This window comes from Bradyrhizobium sp. (assembly GCF_016213215.1).
Taxonomy (GTDB): Bacteria; Pseudomonadota; Alphaproteobacteria; order Rhizobiales; family Xanthobacteraceae; genus Bradyrhizobium.
Genome location: NZ_JACRAW010000027.1, coordinates 39520 through 55410, shown reverse-complemented (window position 1 = coordinate 55410; position 15891 = coordinate 39520). Strand labels below are relative to the sequence as shown.

The 15891-nt window shown below is 63.6% G+C and carries 17 protein-coding genes and 1 tRNA gene; 10 read left to right on the top strand and 8 right to left on the bottom strand.

Translation table 11 applies throughout. The features are described 5' to 3' along the window. The 3 genes from HY852_RS07020 to aroA form a co-directional block, all read right to left on the bottom strand. Positions 1–753 (bottom strand): S1 RNA-binding domain-containing protein (locus HY852_RS07020; RefSeq protein WP_291603674.1); only part of this gene is annotated, 753 nt, incomplete at its 3' end. A 251-nt stretch (positions 754–1004) separates the two neighbouring features. Beyond that, positions 1005–1643 (bottom strand): (d)CMP kinase, encoded by a 639-nt coding sequence (gene cmk / locus HY852_RS07015; RefSeq protein WP_291603673.1) that lies wholly within the window; start codon positions 1641–1643, stop codon positions 1005–1007. Next, positions 1640–2977 (bottom strand): 3-phosphoshikimate 1-carboxyvinyltransferase, encoded by a 1338-nt coding sequence (gene aroA, locus HY852_RS07010; protein WP_291603672.1) that lies wholly within the window; start codon positions 2975–2977, stop codon positions 1640–1642. The genes cmk and aroA overlap by 4 nt, the downstream gene beginning before the upstream one ends. A gap of 159 nt (positions 2978–3136) precedes the next feature. On the opposite strand from aroA, the gene HY852_RS07005 reads away from it, so the two are divergent. Together HY852_RS07005 and HY852_RS07000 are read left to right on the top strand one after the other, a co-directional pair. Beyond that, positions 3137–3532 (top strand): TIGR02300 family protein, encoded by a 396-nt coding sequence (locus HY852_RS07005; RefSeq protein ID WP_291603671.1) that lies wholly within the window; start codon positions 3137–3139, stop codon positions 3530–3532. A 67-nt stretch (positions 3533–3599) separates the two neighbouring features. Then, positions 3600–3675: transfer RNA gene (locus tag HY852_RS07000), tRNA-Ala, on the top strand. Between the two features lie 101 nt (positions 3676–3776). On the opposite strand, the gene HY852_RS06995 is transcribed toward HY852_RS07000, so the two are convergent. Continuing rightward, a complete protein-coding gene (locus tag HY852_RS06995) occupies positions 3777–4235 on the bottom strand; it encodes a MarR family winged helix-turn-helix transcriptional regulator (protein ID WP_291603670.1) in 459 nt (152 codons plus the stop codon). Positions 4236–4388: 153 nt separating this feature from the next. On the opposite strand from HY852_RS06995, the gene HY852_RS06990 reads away from it, so the two are divergent. The 8 genes from HY852_RS06990 (at position 4389) to HY852_RS06955 (ending at position 11654) form a co-directional block, all read left to right on the top strand. Then, the gene (locus tag HY852_RS06990) at positions 4389–4814 is read left to right on the top strand and encodes an organic hydroperoxide resistance protein (protein WP_291603669.1); all 426 of its coding nucleotides are present in this window, start codon (positions 4389–4391) and stop codon (positions 4812–4814) included. A gap of 198 nt (positions 4815–5012) precedes the next feature. After that, a complete protein-coding gene (locus HY852_RS06985) occupies positions 5013–6218 on the top strand; it encodes a CaiB/BaiF CoA-transferase family protein (protein ID WP_291603668.1) in 1206 nt (401 codons plus the stop codon). A gap of 271 nt (positions 6219–6489) precedes the next feature. Continuing rightward, positions 6490–7806 carry a sn-glycerol-3-phosphate ABC transporter substrate-binding protein UgpB gene (gene ugpB / locus HY852_RS06980; RefSeq protein WP_291603667.1) on the top strand — a complete coding sequence of 439 codons (1317 nt, stop codon included), beginning with the start codon at positions 6490–6492 and terminating at the stop codon, positions 7804–7806. A 76-nt stretch (positions 7807–7882) separates the two neighbouring features. Then, positions 7883–8764 carry a sn-glycerol-3-phosphate ABC transporter permease UgpA gene (gene ugpA / locus HY852_RS06975; RefSeq protein WP_291603666.1) on the top strand — a complete coding sequence of 294 codons (882 nt, stop codon included), beginning with the start codon at positions 7883–7885 and terminating at the stop codon, positions 8762–8764. Then, the gene (gene ugpE, locus HY852_RS06970; RefSeq protein WP_291603665.1) at positions 8764–9612 is read left to right on the top strand and encodes a sn-glycerol-3-phosphate ABC transporter permease UgpE; all 849 of its coding nucleotides are present in this window, start codon (positions 8764–8766) and stop codon (positions 9610–9612) included. The genes ugpA and ugpE overlap by 1 nt, the downstream gene beginning before the upstream one ends. A 1-nt stretch (position 9613) precedes the next feature. After that, on the top strand, positions 9614–10705 hold the full coding sequence (locus HY852_RS06965) for a sn-glycerol-3-phosphate import ATP-binding protein UgpC (protein ID WP_291603664.1): 1092 nt from the start codon (positions 9614–9616) through the stop codon (positions 10703–10705). A 206-nt stretch (positions 10706–10911) separates the two neighbouring features. Further along, positions 10912–11337 (top strand): Hsp20 family protein, encoded by a 426-nt coding sequence (locus HY852_RS06960; RefSeq protein WP_291603663.1) that lies wholly within the window; start codon positions 10912–10914, stop codon positions 11335–11337. A gap of 50 nt (positions 11338–11387) precedes the next feature. Then, positions 11388–11654 (top strand): DUF1150 domain-containing protein, encoded by a 267-nt coding sequence (locus tag HY852_RS06955; RefSeq protein ID WP_291603662.1) that lies wholly within the window; start codon positions 11388–11390, stop codon positions 11652–11654. Positions 11655–11802: 148 nt separating this feature from the next. Here HY852_RS06955 and ptsN read toward each other — a convergent pair whose 3' ends face one another. From ptsN to lptB, 4 genes are all read right to left on the bottom strand, one after another. After that, positions 11803–12264, bottom strand: coding sequence for a PTS IIA-like nitrogen regulatory protein PtsN (gene ptsN, locus HY852_RS06950; RefSeq protein WP_291603661.1), 462 nt, complete (start codon positions 12262–12264; stop codon positions 11803–11805). Between the two features lie 220 nt (positions 12265–12484). Beyond that, a complete protein-coding gene (raiA, locus tag HY852_RS06945) occupies positions 12485–13093 on the bottom strand; it encodes a ribosome-associated translation inhibitor RaiA (RefSeq protein WP_291603660.1) in 609 nt (202 codons plus the stop codon). An 83-nt stretch (positions 13094–13176) separates the two neighbouring features. Beyond that, a complete protein-coding gene (gene rpoN, locus HY852_RS06940; RefSeq protein ID WP_291603659.1) occupies positions 13177–14793 on the bottom strand; it encodes an RNA polymerase factor sigma-54 in 1617 nt (538 codons plus the stop codon). Between the two features lie 90 nt (positions 14794–14883). After that, positions 14884–15885, bottom strand: a complete 1002-nt coding sequence (gene lptB / locus HY852_RS06935; RefSeq protein ID WP_291603657.1) for an LPS export ABC transporter ATP-binding protein — start codon at positions 15883–15885, stop codon at positions 14884–14886. Positions 15886–15891: the final 6 nt, after the last annotated feature.

Genomic DNA, 15891 nt, shown 5'->3' with positions numbered 1-15891 from the left:
GGTCTGGCCGATGCTCAGGACCTCGCTCGGGTGGTTGACCCGGCGCCAGGCGATATCGGTGACGTGCAGCAGGCCGTCGATGCCGCCGAGATCAACGAACGCACCGTAGTCGGTGATGTTCTTGACCACGCCGTCGATCACCTGACCCTCTTCGAGGTTCTGGACCAGCTCCTGGCGCTGTTCGGCGCGGGTCTCTTCCAGCACCGTGCGGCGGGACACGACGATGTTGCCGCGGCGGCGATCCATCTTGAGGATCTGGAACGGCTGCGAGTTGTTCATCAGCGGCGCGACGTCGCGGATCGGACGAATGTCGACCTGCGAGCGCGGCAGGAAGGCAACGGCGCCGTCGAGGTCGACGGTGAAGCCGCCCTTGACCTGGTTGAAGATGACGCCCATGACCTTTTCGTTGTTCTGGAAGGCCTTTTCGAGCTTGCCCCAGCTTTCTTCGCGGCGCGCCTTGTCGCGCGACAGCACGGCCTCACCGAGCGCGTTTTCGATGCGATCGAGGAACACTTCGACCTCGTCGCCCACTTTCAGATCGCTTTCGCGGCCGGGGCCGGAGAATTCGCGCAGCGCGACGCGGCCCTCGGTCTTCAGGCCGACGTCGATGACGGCCATGTCCTTTTCAATCGCAACCACCTTGCCCTTGACGACGGAGCTTTCCTGCAGGTTGCCGCGAGTAAAGGACTCGTCGAGCATAGCCGCGAAATCATCGCGCGTCGGGTGGTAGGTATCAGCAGTAGTCAAAGCCATTTGTTCTCCACTTGCGGAATACTTGCCGGCCATTCTGGTTTAAGGGCGCATCGCGCATGCAGTGTCGTAAGGTCCGCAAACCCTCGAGCGACCGCCGGTTGCCCCGAGGCAACAGCGGGCCGGCACAAGCCTGCACGTTCGATACGTTGAAGTTGCTCCGGAGCCTTGAACGTCATCGACCCCGAATAGCGGGAGCGAGGTATCGACAATTCGAGAGCGGGAGCGGGCGTTCCTCCAATGACGGCTGCGGATCAACCCCGCTGCCGGCCCGCTCGGACGGCCTCGATGATGTCGATGGCGGCCCGGACGCCGCCTTCTATATCCAGTTGCGAATTATCTAGCAAGTAAGCATCCGGTGCCGGCTTCAGAGGGGCCACCGAGCGGTTGCGGTCGCGCTCGTCGCGCTGGAGGATATCGGCAAGCACGGCGGCCTCGTCAGCGTCCTCGCCCCGTGCCCGCGCCTCCAGCGTGCGGCGACGGGCGCGCACCTTGGGGTCGGCGACAACGAAGATCTTCACGTCCGCATCCGGGCAGATCACGGTTCCAATGTCGCGGCCGTCGAGGACTGCCCCTGGCGGATCCGCGGCAAATTGGCGCTGAAAATTAACCAAAGCCTCCCGAACCCGGGGCAAGGCAGATACCACGGAAGCGGCCTCGCCGACCTTTTGCGTCTTCAGGACGGGGTCACCGAATTTCTCGGGATCGAGTTCCTGGGCGGCGGTGACGGCGGCGGGCTCGTCGCGCAAATCGGCGCCGGCCTTCATCAGCGCATAGGCCACGGCGCGGTAGATGACACCGGTGTCGAGATGCCGGTAGCCGTAATGATGGGCGAGGCGCTTGCCCAAGGTGCCCTTGCCGGAGGCGGCGGGTCCGTCGATGGCGATGATCATGAAAACTCGGCCCCTAGCGAACGCATCATCGGAATGAAATCCGGGAAGCTGGTGGCAATGAAAGCGGTATCGTCGACCTTGACCGGCTTGTCCGCGACGAGCCCCATGACCAGCGCGGACATCGCAATCCGGTGGTCCATATGGGTCGTGACAAGGCCGCCGCCGGGCACATGGCCCCTGCCCTCGACGATCAGATCGTCGCCGGAAATCTCCACATTCACGCCGTTGACGCGCAGCATCTCGGCAGTCGCCGCCAGGCGGTCGGATTCCTTGACGCGCAGCTCCTTCAAGCCGCGCATGATCGTCCTGCCCTCGGCGAAGGCGGCCGCGACCGCGAGGATCAGATATTCGTCGATCATCGAGGGGGCGCGTTCCGGCGGCACCTCGACACCGCGCAGGCGCGAGGCCTGCACCCGCAGGCGCGCCATGGGCTCGCCGGCGTCGCCACGCACCTCGCTCTCCTCGATCGACCCGCCCATCTCGCGGAGCGTCGTGAACAGACCGGTGCGCAGCGGATTGGTCATGACGTCGGTGAGGATCAGATCGGAGCCTTCGACGATCAGGGCTGCAACGACCGGGAAGGCCGCGGAGGACGGATCGGCCGGCACCACGACATCGGCGCCCCGCAATTCGGGCTGCCCGGTCAGCGTGATGCGGCGGCCGTGCGCCCCTTCCGGCACCGAAACGATTTCGGCGCCGAAATGCCTCAGCATCAGCTCGGTATGGTCGCGGCTCGCCTCGGTCTCGATGACGGTCGTGGTGCCCGGCGCTGCGAGCCCCGCCAGCAGCACGGCCGACTTGATCTGGGCCGAAGCGACCGGGGTCCGATACTCGATCGGCAACGGATTGCGTGCGCCCTGCAGCGTGAGCGGCAACCGTCCGCCCTCCCCGCCGGCGATCACCCTGGCGCCCACCTGCTCCAGGGGATCGAGCACCCGCCGCATCGGCCTGCTGCGCAGCGAGGCATCGCCGTCGAAAACCGCGGTAATGGGACAGCCGGCGACGGCTCCCATGACGAGCCGGCAGCCGGTACCGGAATTGCCGAAATCGAGCGGATCCCTGGGCTGCGCGAAGCCGGCGACTCCGACGCCCCGGACAACCCACGCGAAATCGCCGGTCCGCTCCACCTTGGCGCCCAGGGCGCGCATCGATTGTGCCGTATTGAGGACGTCTTCACCCTCCAGGAGGCCGGAAATCCGGGTTTCGCCGACGGAAAGCGCCCCCAAGATGAGGGCCCGGTGCGAGATCGACTTGTCGCCGGGCACGCGGACTTCCCCGGTTAACGGACCGCTGGCTCGGGCTTCGAGCGGCCTCGGTTGGTCGGAATGGGTCAAGTTGGGTCCTTAGCGATGCGTCCGCAGATTTGCCGGGCAGGTATCACATGCTCCCCAGCGCGTCACGGTCCCGTCTTTCTTCTGTAAAGCGCTATTGACAGCGGGCTCTCAACTAGCCAAGTGAAGCACCGCTCCTCAGACATTCCCAGGATTTCCACCGTGGCCAAATCCGATCTTGGAACCAAACGTATTTGCCCGACCACTGGCAAGAAGTTCTACGACCTAAACAAGAGTCCGGTGATTTCACCCTATACCGGAGAAGTTGTGCCGATCGCGCCTGTGGCACCCGTGCGTGCCCGCACTGGCGCGCCGATCCCCGACGTGGCGCCGGAGCCGGCGGAAGCCGAAGAGTTGGTGCCGCTCGAGGAGGCCGATGCCGAGGAGAAAACCGGCAAGGTCAAGGCAGTCGTGCCTGAATCGGAGGACGACATCGAGATCGACGAGACCCTCGAGGACGATGAGGACGACGATTCGACCTTCATTGCCGACGAAGAAGAAGGCGATGAGGACGTCACCGACATCATCGGCGACGTCGGAGGCGACGAAGAGACTTGAGATAATCCCAGAACTGTGGTTCTGGGTCTTTTCTGGCGCGTCGCCCACAGCGCGCCGGCGGCGTTAAGGGGCCATAGCTCAGCTGGGAGAGCGCTTGCATGGCATGCAAGAGGTCGGCGGTTCGATCCCGCCTGGCTCCACCAGCCTTCGCTCGCTTCGCGAGCTATGGCTCGGCGAGCACGCCGTGCTCGCTCCTAGCGAAGCGACAGCTGCCGCGGCGTAGCCCGTTTCGGTTGATCCGCCCCTACTCCCCTGCCGCCGCGTTCAGACGGTCGCGCAGCGCGACGAGCTGGTCTCGCGCGGTGGCCAGTTCAGAGACCGAGCACGCCGTCGCGGCAAGAATCGCCTGTGGCACGGCCTTCGCTTTCTCACGTAGCTCCTGACCCTGCGGGGTCAGCGCAATCAGCACTTGCCGCTCGTCTTCGAGGCTGCGGGTCCGCTTGACGAGCTGCGCCGCCTCCAGCCGCTTGAGTAGCGGGGTCAGGGTGCCCGAATCGAGAAACAGGCGCTCGCCGATCTCCTTCACGGCCACACCGTCACGCTCCCACAGGACCAGCATCACCAGATATTGCGGATAGGTCAGCCTGAGCCGGTCGAGGAGCGGCTTGTATACGCGGTTGAACGCGTGCGCGGTCGAATAGACGGCAAAGCACAGCTGGTTGCCCAGCGCGAGCACCTGGTCCCCACCGTTCTTCTTCACCATCGCAAATCTCCGGGCCTGCGCTCACGATTCTGCCGGCCTTCGTCCGCCTGATCAATTGCGGACAATTGAATGTGAGACTGGCGCATTTTTAATTGCACACAATCTAATTGTGAGCAATACAGATGGCCAGTGGAACCGAGTGAGGAGACCCCGATGTCCGTGAACGTACTTTACCGAACCAGCGCCAAGGCCACCGGCGGCCGCGACGGCCAGGCCGCAACCCAGGATGGAACGCTCAACGTCAAGCTTGCCACGCCGAAGGAGCTGGGCGGAGGCGGCGGTCCTGGCAACAATCCCGAACAGCTGTTCGCGGCCGGCTATGCCGCCTGCTTCATCGGCGCGATGAAATTCGTCGCCTCGCAGGGCGGTCCGAAGCTACCGGCCGACACCTCGGTAACCTCGACCGTGGGCATCGGGCCACGCTCGGAAGGCGGATTCGGACTTGATATCGAACTCGCCGTCTCCCTGCCGGGCGTGCCCCGCACGGAAGCCGAGGCGCTGGCCGCCAAGGCGCACCAAGTCTGTCCCTATTCCAACGCCACGCGCGGCAATGTCGATGTCCGCCTGAAGGTAGTCTGACGCGCGAGCCGGCCGGCCTGGAGCGAGCTCTTCGGCCCGGCCGGCCCGCTTGGGAATCCTCGCAGCGCGGCACCAACGCACAGCCATGCTGCATGCCGCTCCGCGCAGGAAGGCATTGCTGGCCCAGCCGAACCTCGCTAGGCGTGAGCTTCGAACGGTTCGAACCGTTCGATCCATTCTTCAGCGAAGGTTGCTTTCATGAGTTCCGAAGCCGCATCAGGTGCGATGAGCGGATTGCGCGTGATCGATCTCACGCGCGTGCTCGGCGGCCCCTATTGCACGCAGATCCTGGCCGACCACGGCGCCGACGTCATCAAGGTCGAGCCGCCCGCGGGCGATGAGGTGCGGGATTGGGGCCCGCCCTTCCACGACGAAGACGCCGCCTATTTCGTCGGCATCAACCGCAACAAGCGTTCGATCGGGCTCGACCTTGCCTCCGAAGGCGGACGCGCGGTGCTGCTCAAGATGCTGGAGACCGCCGACGCCCTGATCGAGAATTTCAAGCCCGGCACGCTCGACAAATGGGGCATCGGCAATGACGTGCTGCGGGCGAAATTTCCGCGCCTGGTCCATTGCCGGATTTCCGGGTTCGGCGCCGACGGCCCGCGCGGCGGCAATCCCGGCTATGACGCCATCATCCAGGCCATGACCGGCATGATCGCCGCGACCGGTTCACCGCAAAGCGGCCCGACGCGCATTGGCGTGCCGCTCGTCGACATCTCGACCGGGCTCTACGCCGCGATCGGAATCCTGATGGCGCTGGCGGAGCGGCAGCGTTCGGGCCTTGGTCAGTTCCTCGAAACGACGCTGTTCGAGACCGGACTTGCCATCATGCATCCGCACACCGCGAACTATTTCATGCATGGCAAGCCGCCGAGCCTCACCGGGAACGAGCATCCGAACCTCGTGCCGTACGCGATCTTTCCCACCAAGACCGACGATATCTTCATCGGCGTCGGCAACGACGGCACGTTCCGCAAGCTGGCCCAGGAGATCGGCAAGCCCGAGCTTGCCACCGATCCGCGCTTTGCCCGCAACAAGGATCGTGTCGCCAACCGTGAAGCCCTGCGCGCGGAGCTCGCCGCCGTATTCAGTCAGCATGAGGCCGAACCGCTTTGCGATCGCCTTTTGGCTGCAGGACTGCCGGCCGGGCCCGTGCAGAAGATCGACCAGGCGTTGAACAATCCGCACACGATCTACCGCGGCGATATTATTGCCAAGGACTGGTACAAGGGCGTGGCCTCCCCGATCCGGCTCGAGCGCAGCAAGCCGAGCCTTCGCCGCGTACCGCCGAAATTCAGCCAGCACACGGCCGAGGTGCTTGCCGAATTCGGATACTCCCGGAGCGAGGTCGAGGCTCTCGTCAGCAAAGGCGTGGTCTGCGGGCCGCAGCGGAAACGCTAGGCCCGGGTCGCAAGAATCGCTTTCTGAAGGCGGCGCAGCATCGGTCGTGATGCGGCGCAGCTTCCGGCGGCTCGCCAGGTCAGCTCGCATCAGCGGCATTCACGCCTTGAATGGAGCGATCGCGCGGCGCCCGAACGATAGTTCTTGCCTATTTTACCGCTTCCCTTCCGTGCCGCTTGCCGCCTACGATCGGCCCGCTTACACAGTCATTTGAACGTCATCTGGCGCTGCTAGCGCATCAAATCGACGACGATCCCTGGGGAGAATTTTGATGACTCTTCGACAATTCAGTGCGGCTGCCGCGGTTGCGGCCACGATGGCATTCGGCGCTTCGCCGGCTCATGCGGTGGTAGAGATCCAGTGGTGGCATGCCATGACCGGCGGCAACAATGACATCGTCAACAAGCTCGCCGAGGAGTTCAACGCCAGCCAGTCCGACTACAAGGTCGTGCCGTCCTACAAGGGCAGCTATCCCGACACCATGAATGCGGGCATCGCTGCGTTCCGGGCCGGCAATGCGCCGCACATCATGCAGGTGTTCGAGGTCGGCACCGCGACCATGATGAGCGCCACCGGCGCCATCAAGCCAGTCTACCAGCTGATGAAGGACGCGGGCGAGCCGTTCGATCCCAAGGCGTATCTGCCGACCATCACCGGCTACTACTCGACCTCGAAGGGCGACATGCTGTCGTTTCCTTTCAACTCGTCCTCCATGGTGATGTGGATCAACAAGGATGAATTGAAGAAGGCCGGCGTCGCGCAAATTCCGAAGACCTGGCCGGAAGTGTTCGACGCCGCCAAGAAGCTGAAGGCGGCCGGCCATGAGACCTGCGGCTTCTCCAACGCCTGGGCCTCCTGGGCGCATATCGAGCAGTTCTCCGCCTGGCATAATTTGCCGATCGGCACCAAGGCCAACGGCCTCGACGGTTTCGATACCGAGCTGAAGTTCAATTCGCCGGTTCACGTCAAACATCTGCAGAACCTCGTCGATCTGCAGAAGGACAAGACCTACGACTACGGTGGCCGCACCAGCACCAACGAAGCCCGCTTCGGCTCCGGCGAATGCGCGATCTTCCTGACCTCGTCGGGCTATTACGCCACCGCCAAAGGCACGGCCAAGTTCGACTTCACCTCCGCGCCGATGCCATACTACCCTGATGTCGCCGGTGCCCCGCAGAACTCGATCATCGGCGGCGCGTCGCTCTGGGTGATGGGCGGCAAGAAGCCGGAAGAATATAAGGGCGTCGCAAAGTTCTTCACCTTCCTGTCGGACACCGGCCGTCAGGCCAAGCTGCACCAGGAATCCGGCTATCTGCCGATCACCAAGGCGGCCTACGAGAAGTCGATCAAGGACGGCTTCTATGAGAAGAACCCGACGCTGCAAACACCGCTGAAGGAGCTCACCAACAAGGAGCCGACAGAGAATTCGCGCGGCTTGCGCTTTGGCAACATGGTGCAGATGCGCGATCTCTGGTCTGAGGAGATCGAGGCAGCGCTGGCCGGCAAGAAGTCCGCGAAGGAAGCCCTCGATTCTGCCGTCTCTCGCGGCAACGCCATGTTGCGCGCCTTCGAGAAGACTGCAAAGTAGGCGAAGCCGAACCAGGCTACCGGCGCTCCCTCCTGCGGAGGGAGCGCTGCATCACCGGTAAGACCGCGACGCCTGAATGGAAAAAGCCACCGTTTTCAACAACCGCCTGCTGCCGTATCTGCTGCTGCTGCCGCAGCTCGTCATCACGGTTGTCTTCTTCTATTGGCCGGCAAGCCAGGCGATCTGGCAGTCCTTCCTGCGCGAGGATGCGTTCGGCCTCGTGTCCGAATTTGTCGGTCTCGAGAATTATGAGGCGCTGTTCGCCCAGCCTGAATATTACCGGTCGATGCTGACGACAGTGATCTTCTCGACGCTGGTCGCCGCGTTGTCGCTCTCCATCGCGCTGTTGTTCGCGACCCAGGCCGACAAGAACCTGAAAGCGGCCGGCGCCTACAAGACGCTGATGATCTGGCCCTATGCGGTGGCGCCCGCGGTTGCCGGCGTGCTTTGGTTCTTCATGTTCCAGCCCTCGCTCGGCATGCTGGCGCGCCCGCTGCGCGGCATGGGCCTCGACTGGAATCCGTTGCTCAACTCCACGCACGCCATGATCCTGGTGGTGATGGCCTCCGTGTGGAAGCAGATCTCGTATAACTTCCTGTTCTTCCTCGCCGGCCTGCAATCGATCCCGAGAAGCGTGATCGAGGCCGGCGCGATCGATGGCGCGGGGCCAATGCGCCGCTTCTGGACCATCATCTTCCCGCTGCTGTCGCCGACAACGTTCTTCCTGCTGGTGGTCAACGTCGTCTACGTCTTCTTCGACACCTTTGGCATCATCGACGCCGTCACGGGCGGCGGACCCGCCGGCTCCACCACGACAATGGTCTACAAGGTCTATGCCGATGGCCGGCTCGGCGGCGATCTCGGCGGCTCGGCGGCTCAGTCGGTGGTGCTGATGGTGATCGTGATCGCGCTCACTGCGATCCAGTTCCGCTATGTCGAACGCAAGGTGCAATACTGATGGTCGAGCACCGCCCGCTCAGCGATTTCATCGCCTACGCCATCCTTACCCTCGGCATTCTGATCGTCGCCTTTCCGGTCTATCTCGCGCTGATCGCCTCGACCCATGACGCGGCGACCGTGGTCGGCGGCCATATGCCCGCTACACCCGGCAGCCGGACGCTGGAAAACTACTATCGCGCCATCTTCGTCGGCGGCTCGCGCACCAGCCGCGAGCCGGTCGCGCACATGCTGATCAATTCCTTCGTCTCGGCGATCGGCATCGCGATCGGGAAAATCTTCATTTCGATCCTGTCGGCCTATGCGGTCGTCTACTTCCGCTTCCCATTCCGCAAGACCGCGTTCTGGATCATCTTCATCACCCTGATGCTGCCGGTCGAGGTGCGCATCTATCCGACCTACAAGGTCGTCGCCGACCTCAAGATGCTCGACACCTATGCCGGCCTGATCCTGCCGCTGATTGCATCGGCCACCGGCACGCTGCTGTTCCGCCAGTTCTTCATGACCGTGCCGGACGAATTGCTGGAAGCCTCGCGCATCGACGGCGCCGGTCCTTTCCGCTTCTTTTGGGATACGCTGCTGCCGCTGTCGGTCACGACAATGGCGGCGCTGTTCGTGATCCAGTTCATCTATGGCTGGAATCAATATCTCTGGCCGCTGCTGATCACCACGCAGGATTCGATGCAGACCATCGTGATTGGCATCAAGAAGATGCTGGTGACGACGGACGAGCTCGCCGAATGGCAGCTCGCGATGGCGACCGCGGTCCTTGCCATGTTGCCGCCGGTCGCGGTGGTCATCTTCATGCAGCGGCTGTTCGTGCGCGGATTGGTCCAGACGGAAAAGTGAAATGGCCAACGTAACCCTCCGCAACGTCCGCAAGACCTATCCCGGCGGCTTCGAGGCGATCAAAGGCATCGGGTTCGAGGTCGGCGACGGCCAGTTCTGTGTGCTGGTCGGCCCCTCCGGCTGCGGCAAATCCACGCTGTTGCGGATGGTCGCGGGACTCGAGACCATTACCGGCGGCGAGATCGACATCGGCGGGCGCGTCGTCAACCAGATCGAACCGGCCGATCGCGACATCGCGATGGTGTTCCAGAATTACGCGCTCTATCCGCATATGAGCGTCTACAACAACATGGCCTATGGCCTGCGCAACCGCGGCATGGCGGAAGCCGAAATCAAGACGCGCGTGGAGGAAGCTGCGCGCATCCTCGAACTCGGCGCCATGCTCGAGCGCAAGCCACGGCAATTATCCGGCGGCCAGCGCCAGCGCGTGGCGATGGGCCGCGCGATCGTGCGGCAGCCGAAAGTCTTTCTGTTCGACGAGCCGCTGTCGAACCTCGACGCCAAGCTGCGCATCGCGATGCGGGTCGAAATCCGCAAATTGCAGCGCCGCCTCTCCACGACCGCGATCTACGTCACCCACGACCAGCTCGAAGCGATGACGCTGGCCGACATTCTGGTGGTGATGAACGGCGGCGAGGTGGAGCAGATCGGCAATCCGCTGGAGGTCTACCAGAAGCCCCAGACCACCTTCGTCGCCTCCTTCATCGGCGCGCCGCCCATGAATCTGATGGCGATCCGGCCGGACGATATCAGGTCGCAGCTTCCCTCGGGCGGCCCTGCCGCGGAGGCCGGCATTGTCGGCATCCGGCCGGAGGATTTCGCCATCACCGACAAAACCCCGGATGGCGGGATCACCCTTGGCCTGACGGTGGAGGCCATCGAGCGGGTCGGCGCCGAGACCTTCGTGTACGGTTCGCGGCAGCATGAAGAGCTGGGCGTCGCCGCCACGCCCGGAGAGCTGCCGCCGGGCGAAGTGATCGTCCGCATCCCGGGCGCCGAGGCTCCCGCGATCGGCCAGCGCATCCGGGTGGCCGCTCCGCGCGACAAGCTCCACCTGTTCACGGCCGACGGGCGGCGGCGGATCGAACCCTGAACGCCCGCCGTCAACCCGGCGCGCCGAGGGCCGAAATCCCGAGCTCGTGGCGCGAGATTGGGGTCCGCTCGCGCGCATACCGGCGACCGCCCTGCGAGGAACCGCTAGCTGCTTGAACCGCCACGGCAATGTCCCCATATTGCTTTGCAAGGGGCGCCGTAAGGGCCCTGAAACTTCAAAGTCGCTTCGAGAGGACTTTGTAAACTATGTCTCGTGTTCCTTCGCTATCCAGTCCGTTCCTTTTGGGATTCGACGAGATTGAGCGCGTGCTCGATCGCGTCGTCAAAGGCGCCGACGGTTACCCTCCCTACAATATCGAGAGGTTCGAACGGTCGGACGGCCAGCCCGAACGACTGCGCATCACGCTGGCGGTCGCAGGTTTTACCCGCGATCAACTCGATGTAACGATTGAGGAAAACCAGCTCGTAATTCGCGGTCGGCAGCAGGAGGACAAGGCCCGGCAATACATCCATCGCGGCATTGCCGCGCGCCATTTCCAGCGCACCTTCGTGCTGGCAGAGGGGATGCACGTGCTGGGCGCGGATCTGAAGAACGGGTTGTTGTCGATCGATCTTGCCCGGCCGGAACCGGAGAAGATCGTTAAGACAATCGCTATCAATGAACACGAATAATGGAACGAGTAGCGGACTCGACCGCTTGGTGTGTTGGAGGAGTCGAGACCATGACTGACGGTAGCGTCATCTATGAAGCCGAGAGCGTCTCACCGGAGATGCTGGCCACCCTTGGCGAGGGTCATATCGCCTATGTGAAGCAGATCCGTTCCGAGGACGTGCCGGACCTGTTCCCTCAGGCCCCCAAAATCGCGCCGGGCCTTAAACTTTTTGCGCTGCATTCGGCCGATGGCACGCCGATCATGCTGACCGACAGCCGCGAGGCTGCGATCGCCAACGCGTGGAGCAACGAGCTGCAGGCCGTCAGCGTTCACTGAGCGCTGTCGGAGCACCGAACGATTTAGTGGCGGGTTCGCCTCGGTCAGCCGAGGCGGACCCGTTTCACCTTCGGGCTGCGATGAGCCGGAACAGCGGCCCGATCGTACAGCCCGCGCGCGTCGCAATCAGGATGGTTGGCAAACCGCTTCAGGCTGCGGTCGCCGGCGGCAGCGCCAGGACCGAGTAAATCGCCTGCGCGTCGCGCGAGGCGCGCAGCTTCTTGGCGATATCCTGGTCGCGCAAGAGGCGCGCGATCCGCGCCAGCGCCTTCAAGTGGTCGGCGCCCGCGCCCTCGGGCGCCAGCAGCAGGAAGAGGAGATCAACCGGCTGGCCGTCCATCGACTCGAAATCGATCGAACGTTCGAGCCGGGCAAACAGGCCGAAGATCTTTTCCAGCTTCGGCAACTTGCCGTGTGGAATGGCGACGCCGTAGCCCACTGCCGTCGTGCCCAGCTTCTCCCGCTGCAGCAGAACCTCGAAAATCGAGCGCTCGTTCTGCCCGGTCAATTGCGCCGCCTTCGCCGCCAGCTCCTGCAGCGCCTGCTTCTTGCTGTTGACCTTCAAAGCCGGGAGAATCGCCTCGGGTGCGACCAAATCGGTAATCGGCATAGGGCGTTCCGAGGTGAATTGAACCGTCAGGTTGCGAATAGGCCCAAGCAGGCCAGCGTCAAGACATTCAGGTGGAAGGCGCAGTTACCGGTGGTGATGTGGGGGGCTTCTACCCCAACGCAACCCCGGCGCCAACTCCCGCGCCCGTCTTGGTCGTTGCTTATCCTTAAGGGCGGCGGACCATAGGAAGAGGGCCCGAAAGCGTCAATGGTGAAGATAGCTAGCTTTCCGACTTAACCACCGGGGGGTCGATCCAGCCAATATTGCCGTCGGCGCGACGGTAGATGAAATTAACCCGGCCGCTCGAGCCGTGCTGGAATACCAGGCAGGCGGCCCCGGTCAGGTCAAGTTCCATGACGGCCTCGCTGACGGACAGTCGCTTCAACGAGGTGGTCGCTTCCGCAATGATGACGGCGTTGTACGCGGCGACCTCACCGTCGTCATGCGTGGGCGCCTCGATCACATAGCTCGATGCGTCCAGCACCGGAGCCTGAAGTTCCGCGATTGCCGCCGCCGCCGCGTACGCTTTCCGTGCCGAGCGGTCCTTCAGCCGGCTCTTGTAGCGGCGGAGCCTCTTTTCAATCATGAGCAGCGCCTGGTCGGCGCTGGCATAAGCGTCGGGTGCGTTGGAGTCGGCTTCCAGCGTGATCCCTGTGTCCAGGTGCAGGGCGCAGTCGGTGCGGAACCCGAACCCGTCCTTGCTGAACGTGATGTGGCCGGAATAATTGCCGTCAAAATATTTGCGCAGGACTTCATCGGTACGCGCACTGACCCGACTACGCAGCGCGTCGCCGATGCTGATGCTTTTTCCCGAAATCCGCAGACTCATCTTGATGCCTCGCTTGGTTGATTCCGCGCTGGGATCGATCGAAAAAGGGGGACTGAGAGTAGCGCGATTTGGCGTCGGCGCAATCAGGCGGGCTCGGTATTTCGGGACCGATCCGCGGACGCGGTCGGGAGCAGATTGCCAAGAGCACCTTGCTTGTCACGGCGGCGCTGCACCGAGGAGGGAATGCGCATGGCTTCGCGGTACTTCGCGACCGTGCGACGTGCGATATCAATGCCCGATGCGCGCAGCCGTTCCACGATGGTGTCGTCCGAAAGGATCGTGGAAGGATCCTCCGCATCGATCAACTGCTTGATGTGGTGACGAACGGCTTCCGCCGAGTGGGCCTCGCCTCCGTCGGCCGACGCGATCGAGGCGGTGAAGAAGTACTTCAGCTCGAAGGTACCGCGATTGGTCGCCATGTACTTGTTGGCGGTCACGCGCGACACCGTGGATTCGTGCATCTGGATCGCATCGGCTACGGCCTTCAGATTGAGCGGGCGCAGATGCGCGACACCGTGCGTGAAGAAGCCGTCCTGCTGCCGCACGATCTCGGTCGCGACCTTCAGAATGGTGCGGGCGCGCTGATCGAGCGCGCGCACGAGCCAGGTCGCGTTCTGCAGGCAGTCGGTGAAGTAGGACTTGTCACCGTCCTTGCGGATCGTCTTCGACAGCTCCGCGTAATAGGTCTGGTTGACCAGAACGCGCGGCAACGTGTCGCTGTTGAGCTCGACGTGCCAGCCGCCGTCCGGACCCGGGCGGACATAAACGTCCGGCACCACGGTCTGCAGCCGCAGCGAGCCGAACTTGAGGCCCGGCTTGGGATCGAGATGGCGGATCTCGCCGATCATGTCCTTGATGTCTTCGTCGTCGACGCCGCAGACCCTGCGCAAGGCGCCGATGTCGCGCTTGGCGAGCAGATCGAGATGCTCGACCAGTGCCTGCATCGCCGGATCGTAGCGGTCGAGCTCCCGCAGCTGGATGGCGAGACACTCGCTTAAGCTTCGCGCGCAGATGCCCGGCGGATCGAATTTCTGGATAACCGCGAGCACGGCCTCGACCTCTTCCTGGGAGGTGCCGAGCCGGTCGGCTGCCTGGCCAAGGTCCGGCGGCAGATACCCGGCTTCGTCGACGAGGTCGATCAGATATTGTCCGATCATGCGCTGCGCCGTCGAGGTGAAGGCTACAGAAAGCTGCTCGGCGAGGTGATCGGCCAGCGTCAATTCCGCGGCGACAAAGGCCTCGAGATTGTAGCTCTCGTCCGTCGAAGCGCCGCCGCCCCATTCGGTGTAGACGCTGGGCGCGGCCTCCTGGGCATTGCGGGCGGCCGCCTCGGCCGGCTCCTCGGAAAAGACATTCTCGAGGCCGGTGTCCAGCGTCTGCTCGATCTCGGTACGGGTGCCGAGATCGCCGCTCATCCAGTCGTCCGGGGCGGGCTCAAGCCCCTCCCCTGCACCCTGCGCCCCCTCGTCGGCCGGTCCGGTCGCTTCGCCGAATTGCGCCTCCCCGGCCGGCTCGCCCGGAACCGGCGGCTCGGCGCTGTCGCTGGGGCGTTCCAGTAGCGGGTTCCGCTCCAGTTCCTCTTCGACAAAGGCCGAAAGGTCGAGATTGGACAGTTGCAGCAGCTTGATCGCCTGCATCAGCTGCGGCGTCATCACCAGCGACTGCGACTGCCTAAATTCTAATCTCTGACTCAGGGCCATAAAGCAAGAACCGTTCCTAGTAGTTGGTCCGATTTTTGCTTAGCCTACTACAAGGTCGATGTACACGGCTTGACGAACAAGAAAAAAGGGCTAGAGGCGGAACTCCTCGCCAAGGTAAAGGCGCCGTACATCCGGGTCGTTAACGATTTGATCCGGGGTACCCTCCGTCAAAATCTCCCCCGCATAGACGATGTAGGCGCGGTCCGTCAGGCCGAGCGTCTCCCGGACGTTATGGTCGGTGATCAGGACGCCGATGCCGCGGTTGGTGAGGTGGCGAACGAGATCCTGGATGTCGCCGACCGCGATCGGGTCGATGCCGGCAAAGGGCTCGTCGAGCAGCATGTAATTGGGGCGGGTCGCCAGGGCGCGGGCGATCTCGACGCGGCGCCGCTCGCCGCCGGAGAGCGCGATGGACGGCGATTTGCGCAGCCGTGCGATGTTGAACTCCTCGAGCAGGGAGTCGAGCTGGGCCTCGCGCTTCTTCCTGGAGGGTTCGACCACCTCGAGCACGGCGCGGATGTTCTGTTCGACGGACAGGCCGCGGAAAATCGAGGCTTCCTGAGGCAGATAGCCGATGCCGAGCCGGGCGCGCTGATACATCGGCAGCCTGGTGACGTCGTGACCGTCGAGCTCGATGGCGCCGCGATCCGCCTTGATCAGCCCCGTGATCATGTAGAACACGGTGGTCTTGCCCGCCCCGTTCGGCCCCAACAGACCAACCGCTTCGCCGCGGCGCACATAGATGCTGACGCCCCGCACAACATGGCGGCTGCCAAAGCTCTTTTCCACGCTGTGCACCGCGAGGTACCCCGGCCGCTGCAACAGCTGCGGCCCGGCAGAGCCGTTGGTCTTGGGGGGCCTTGCGGGTTTCGCGGCCGGCGACCTCGGTTTCTCGACCCTCGGCTTGACCCTCGGCGGCTCCGCAGCGGCCATCCTCTCGTCGCGCGCGATCGAGGGTGCATCACCAACCACGGAGTTCAGGAAACTGGTCAACGAGTCGCCGATGGACGTGATGTCCTCGCGCGCACGGCCAAAGCCCGGCCGGCCGCGTTTAGCGGAGCGGCGACGGAACAAGCTGAGTAAATCGACCATCCCCGC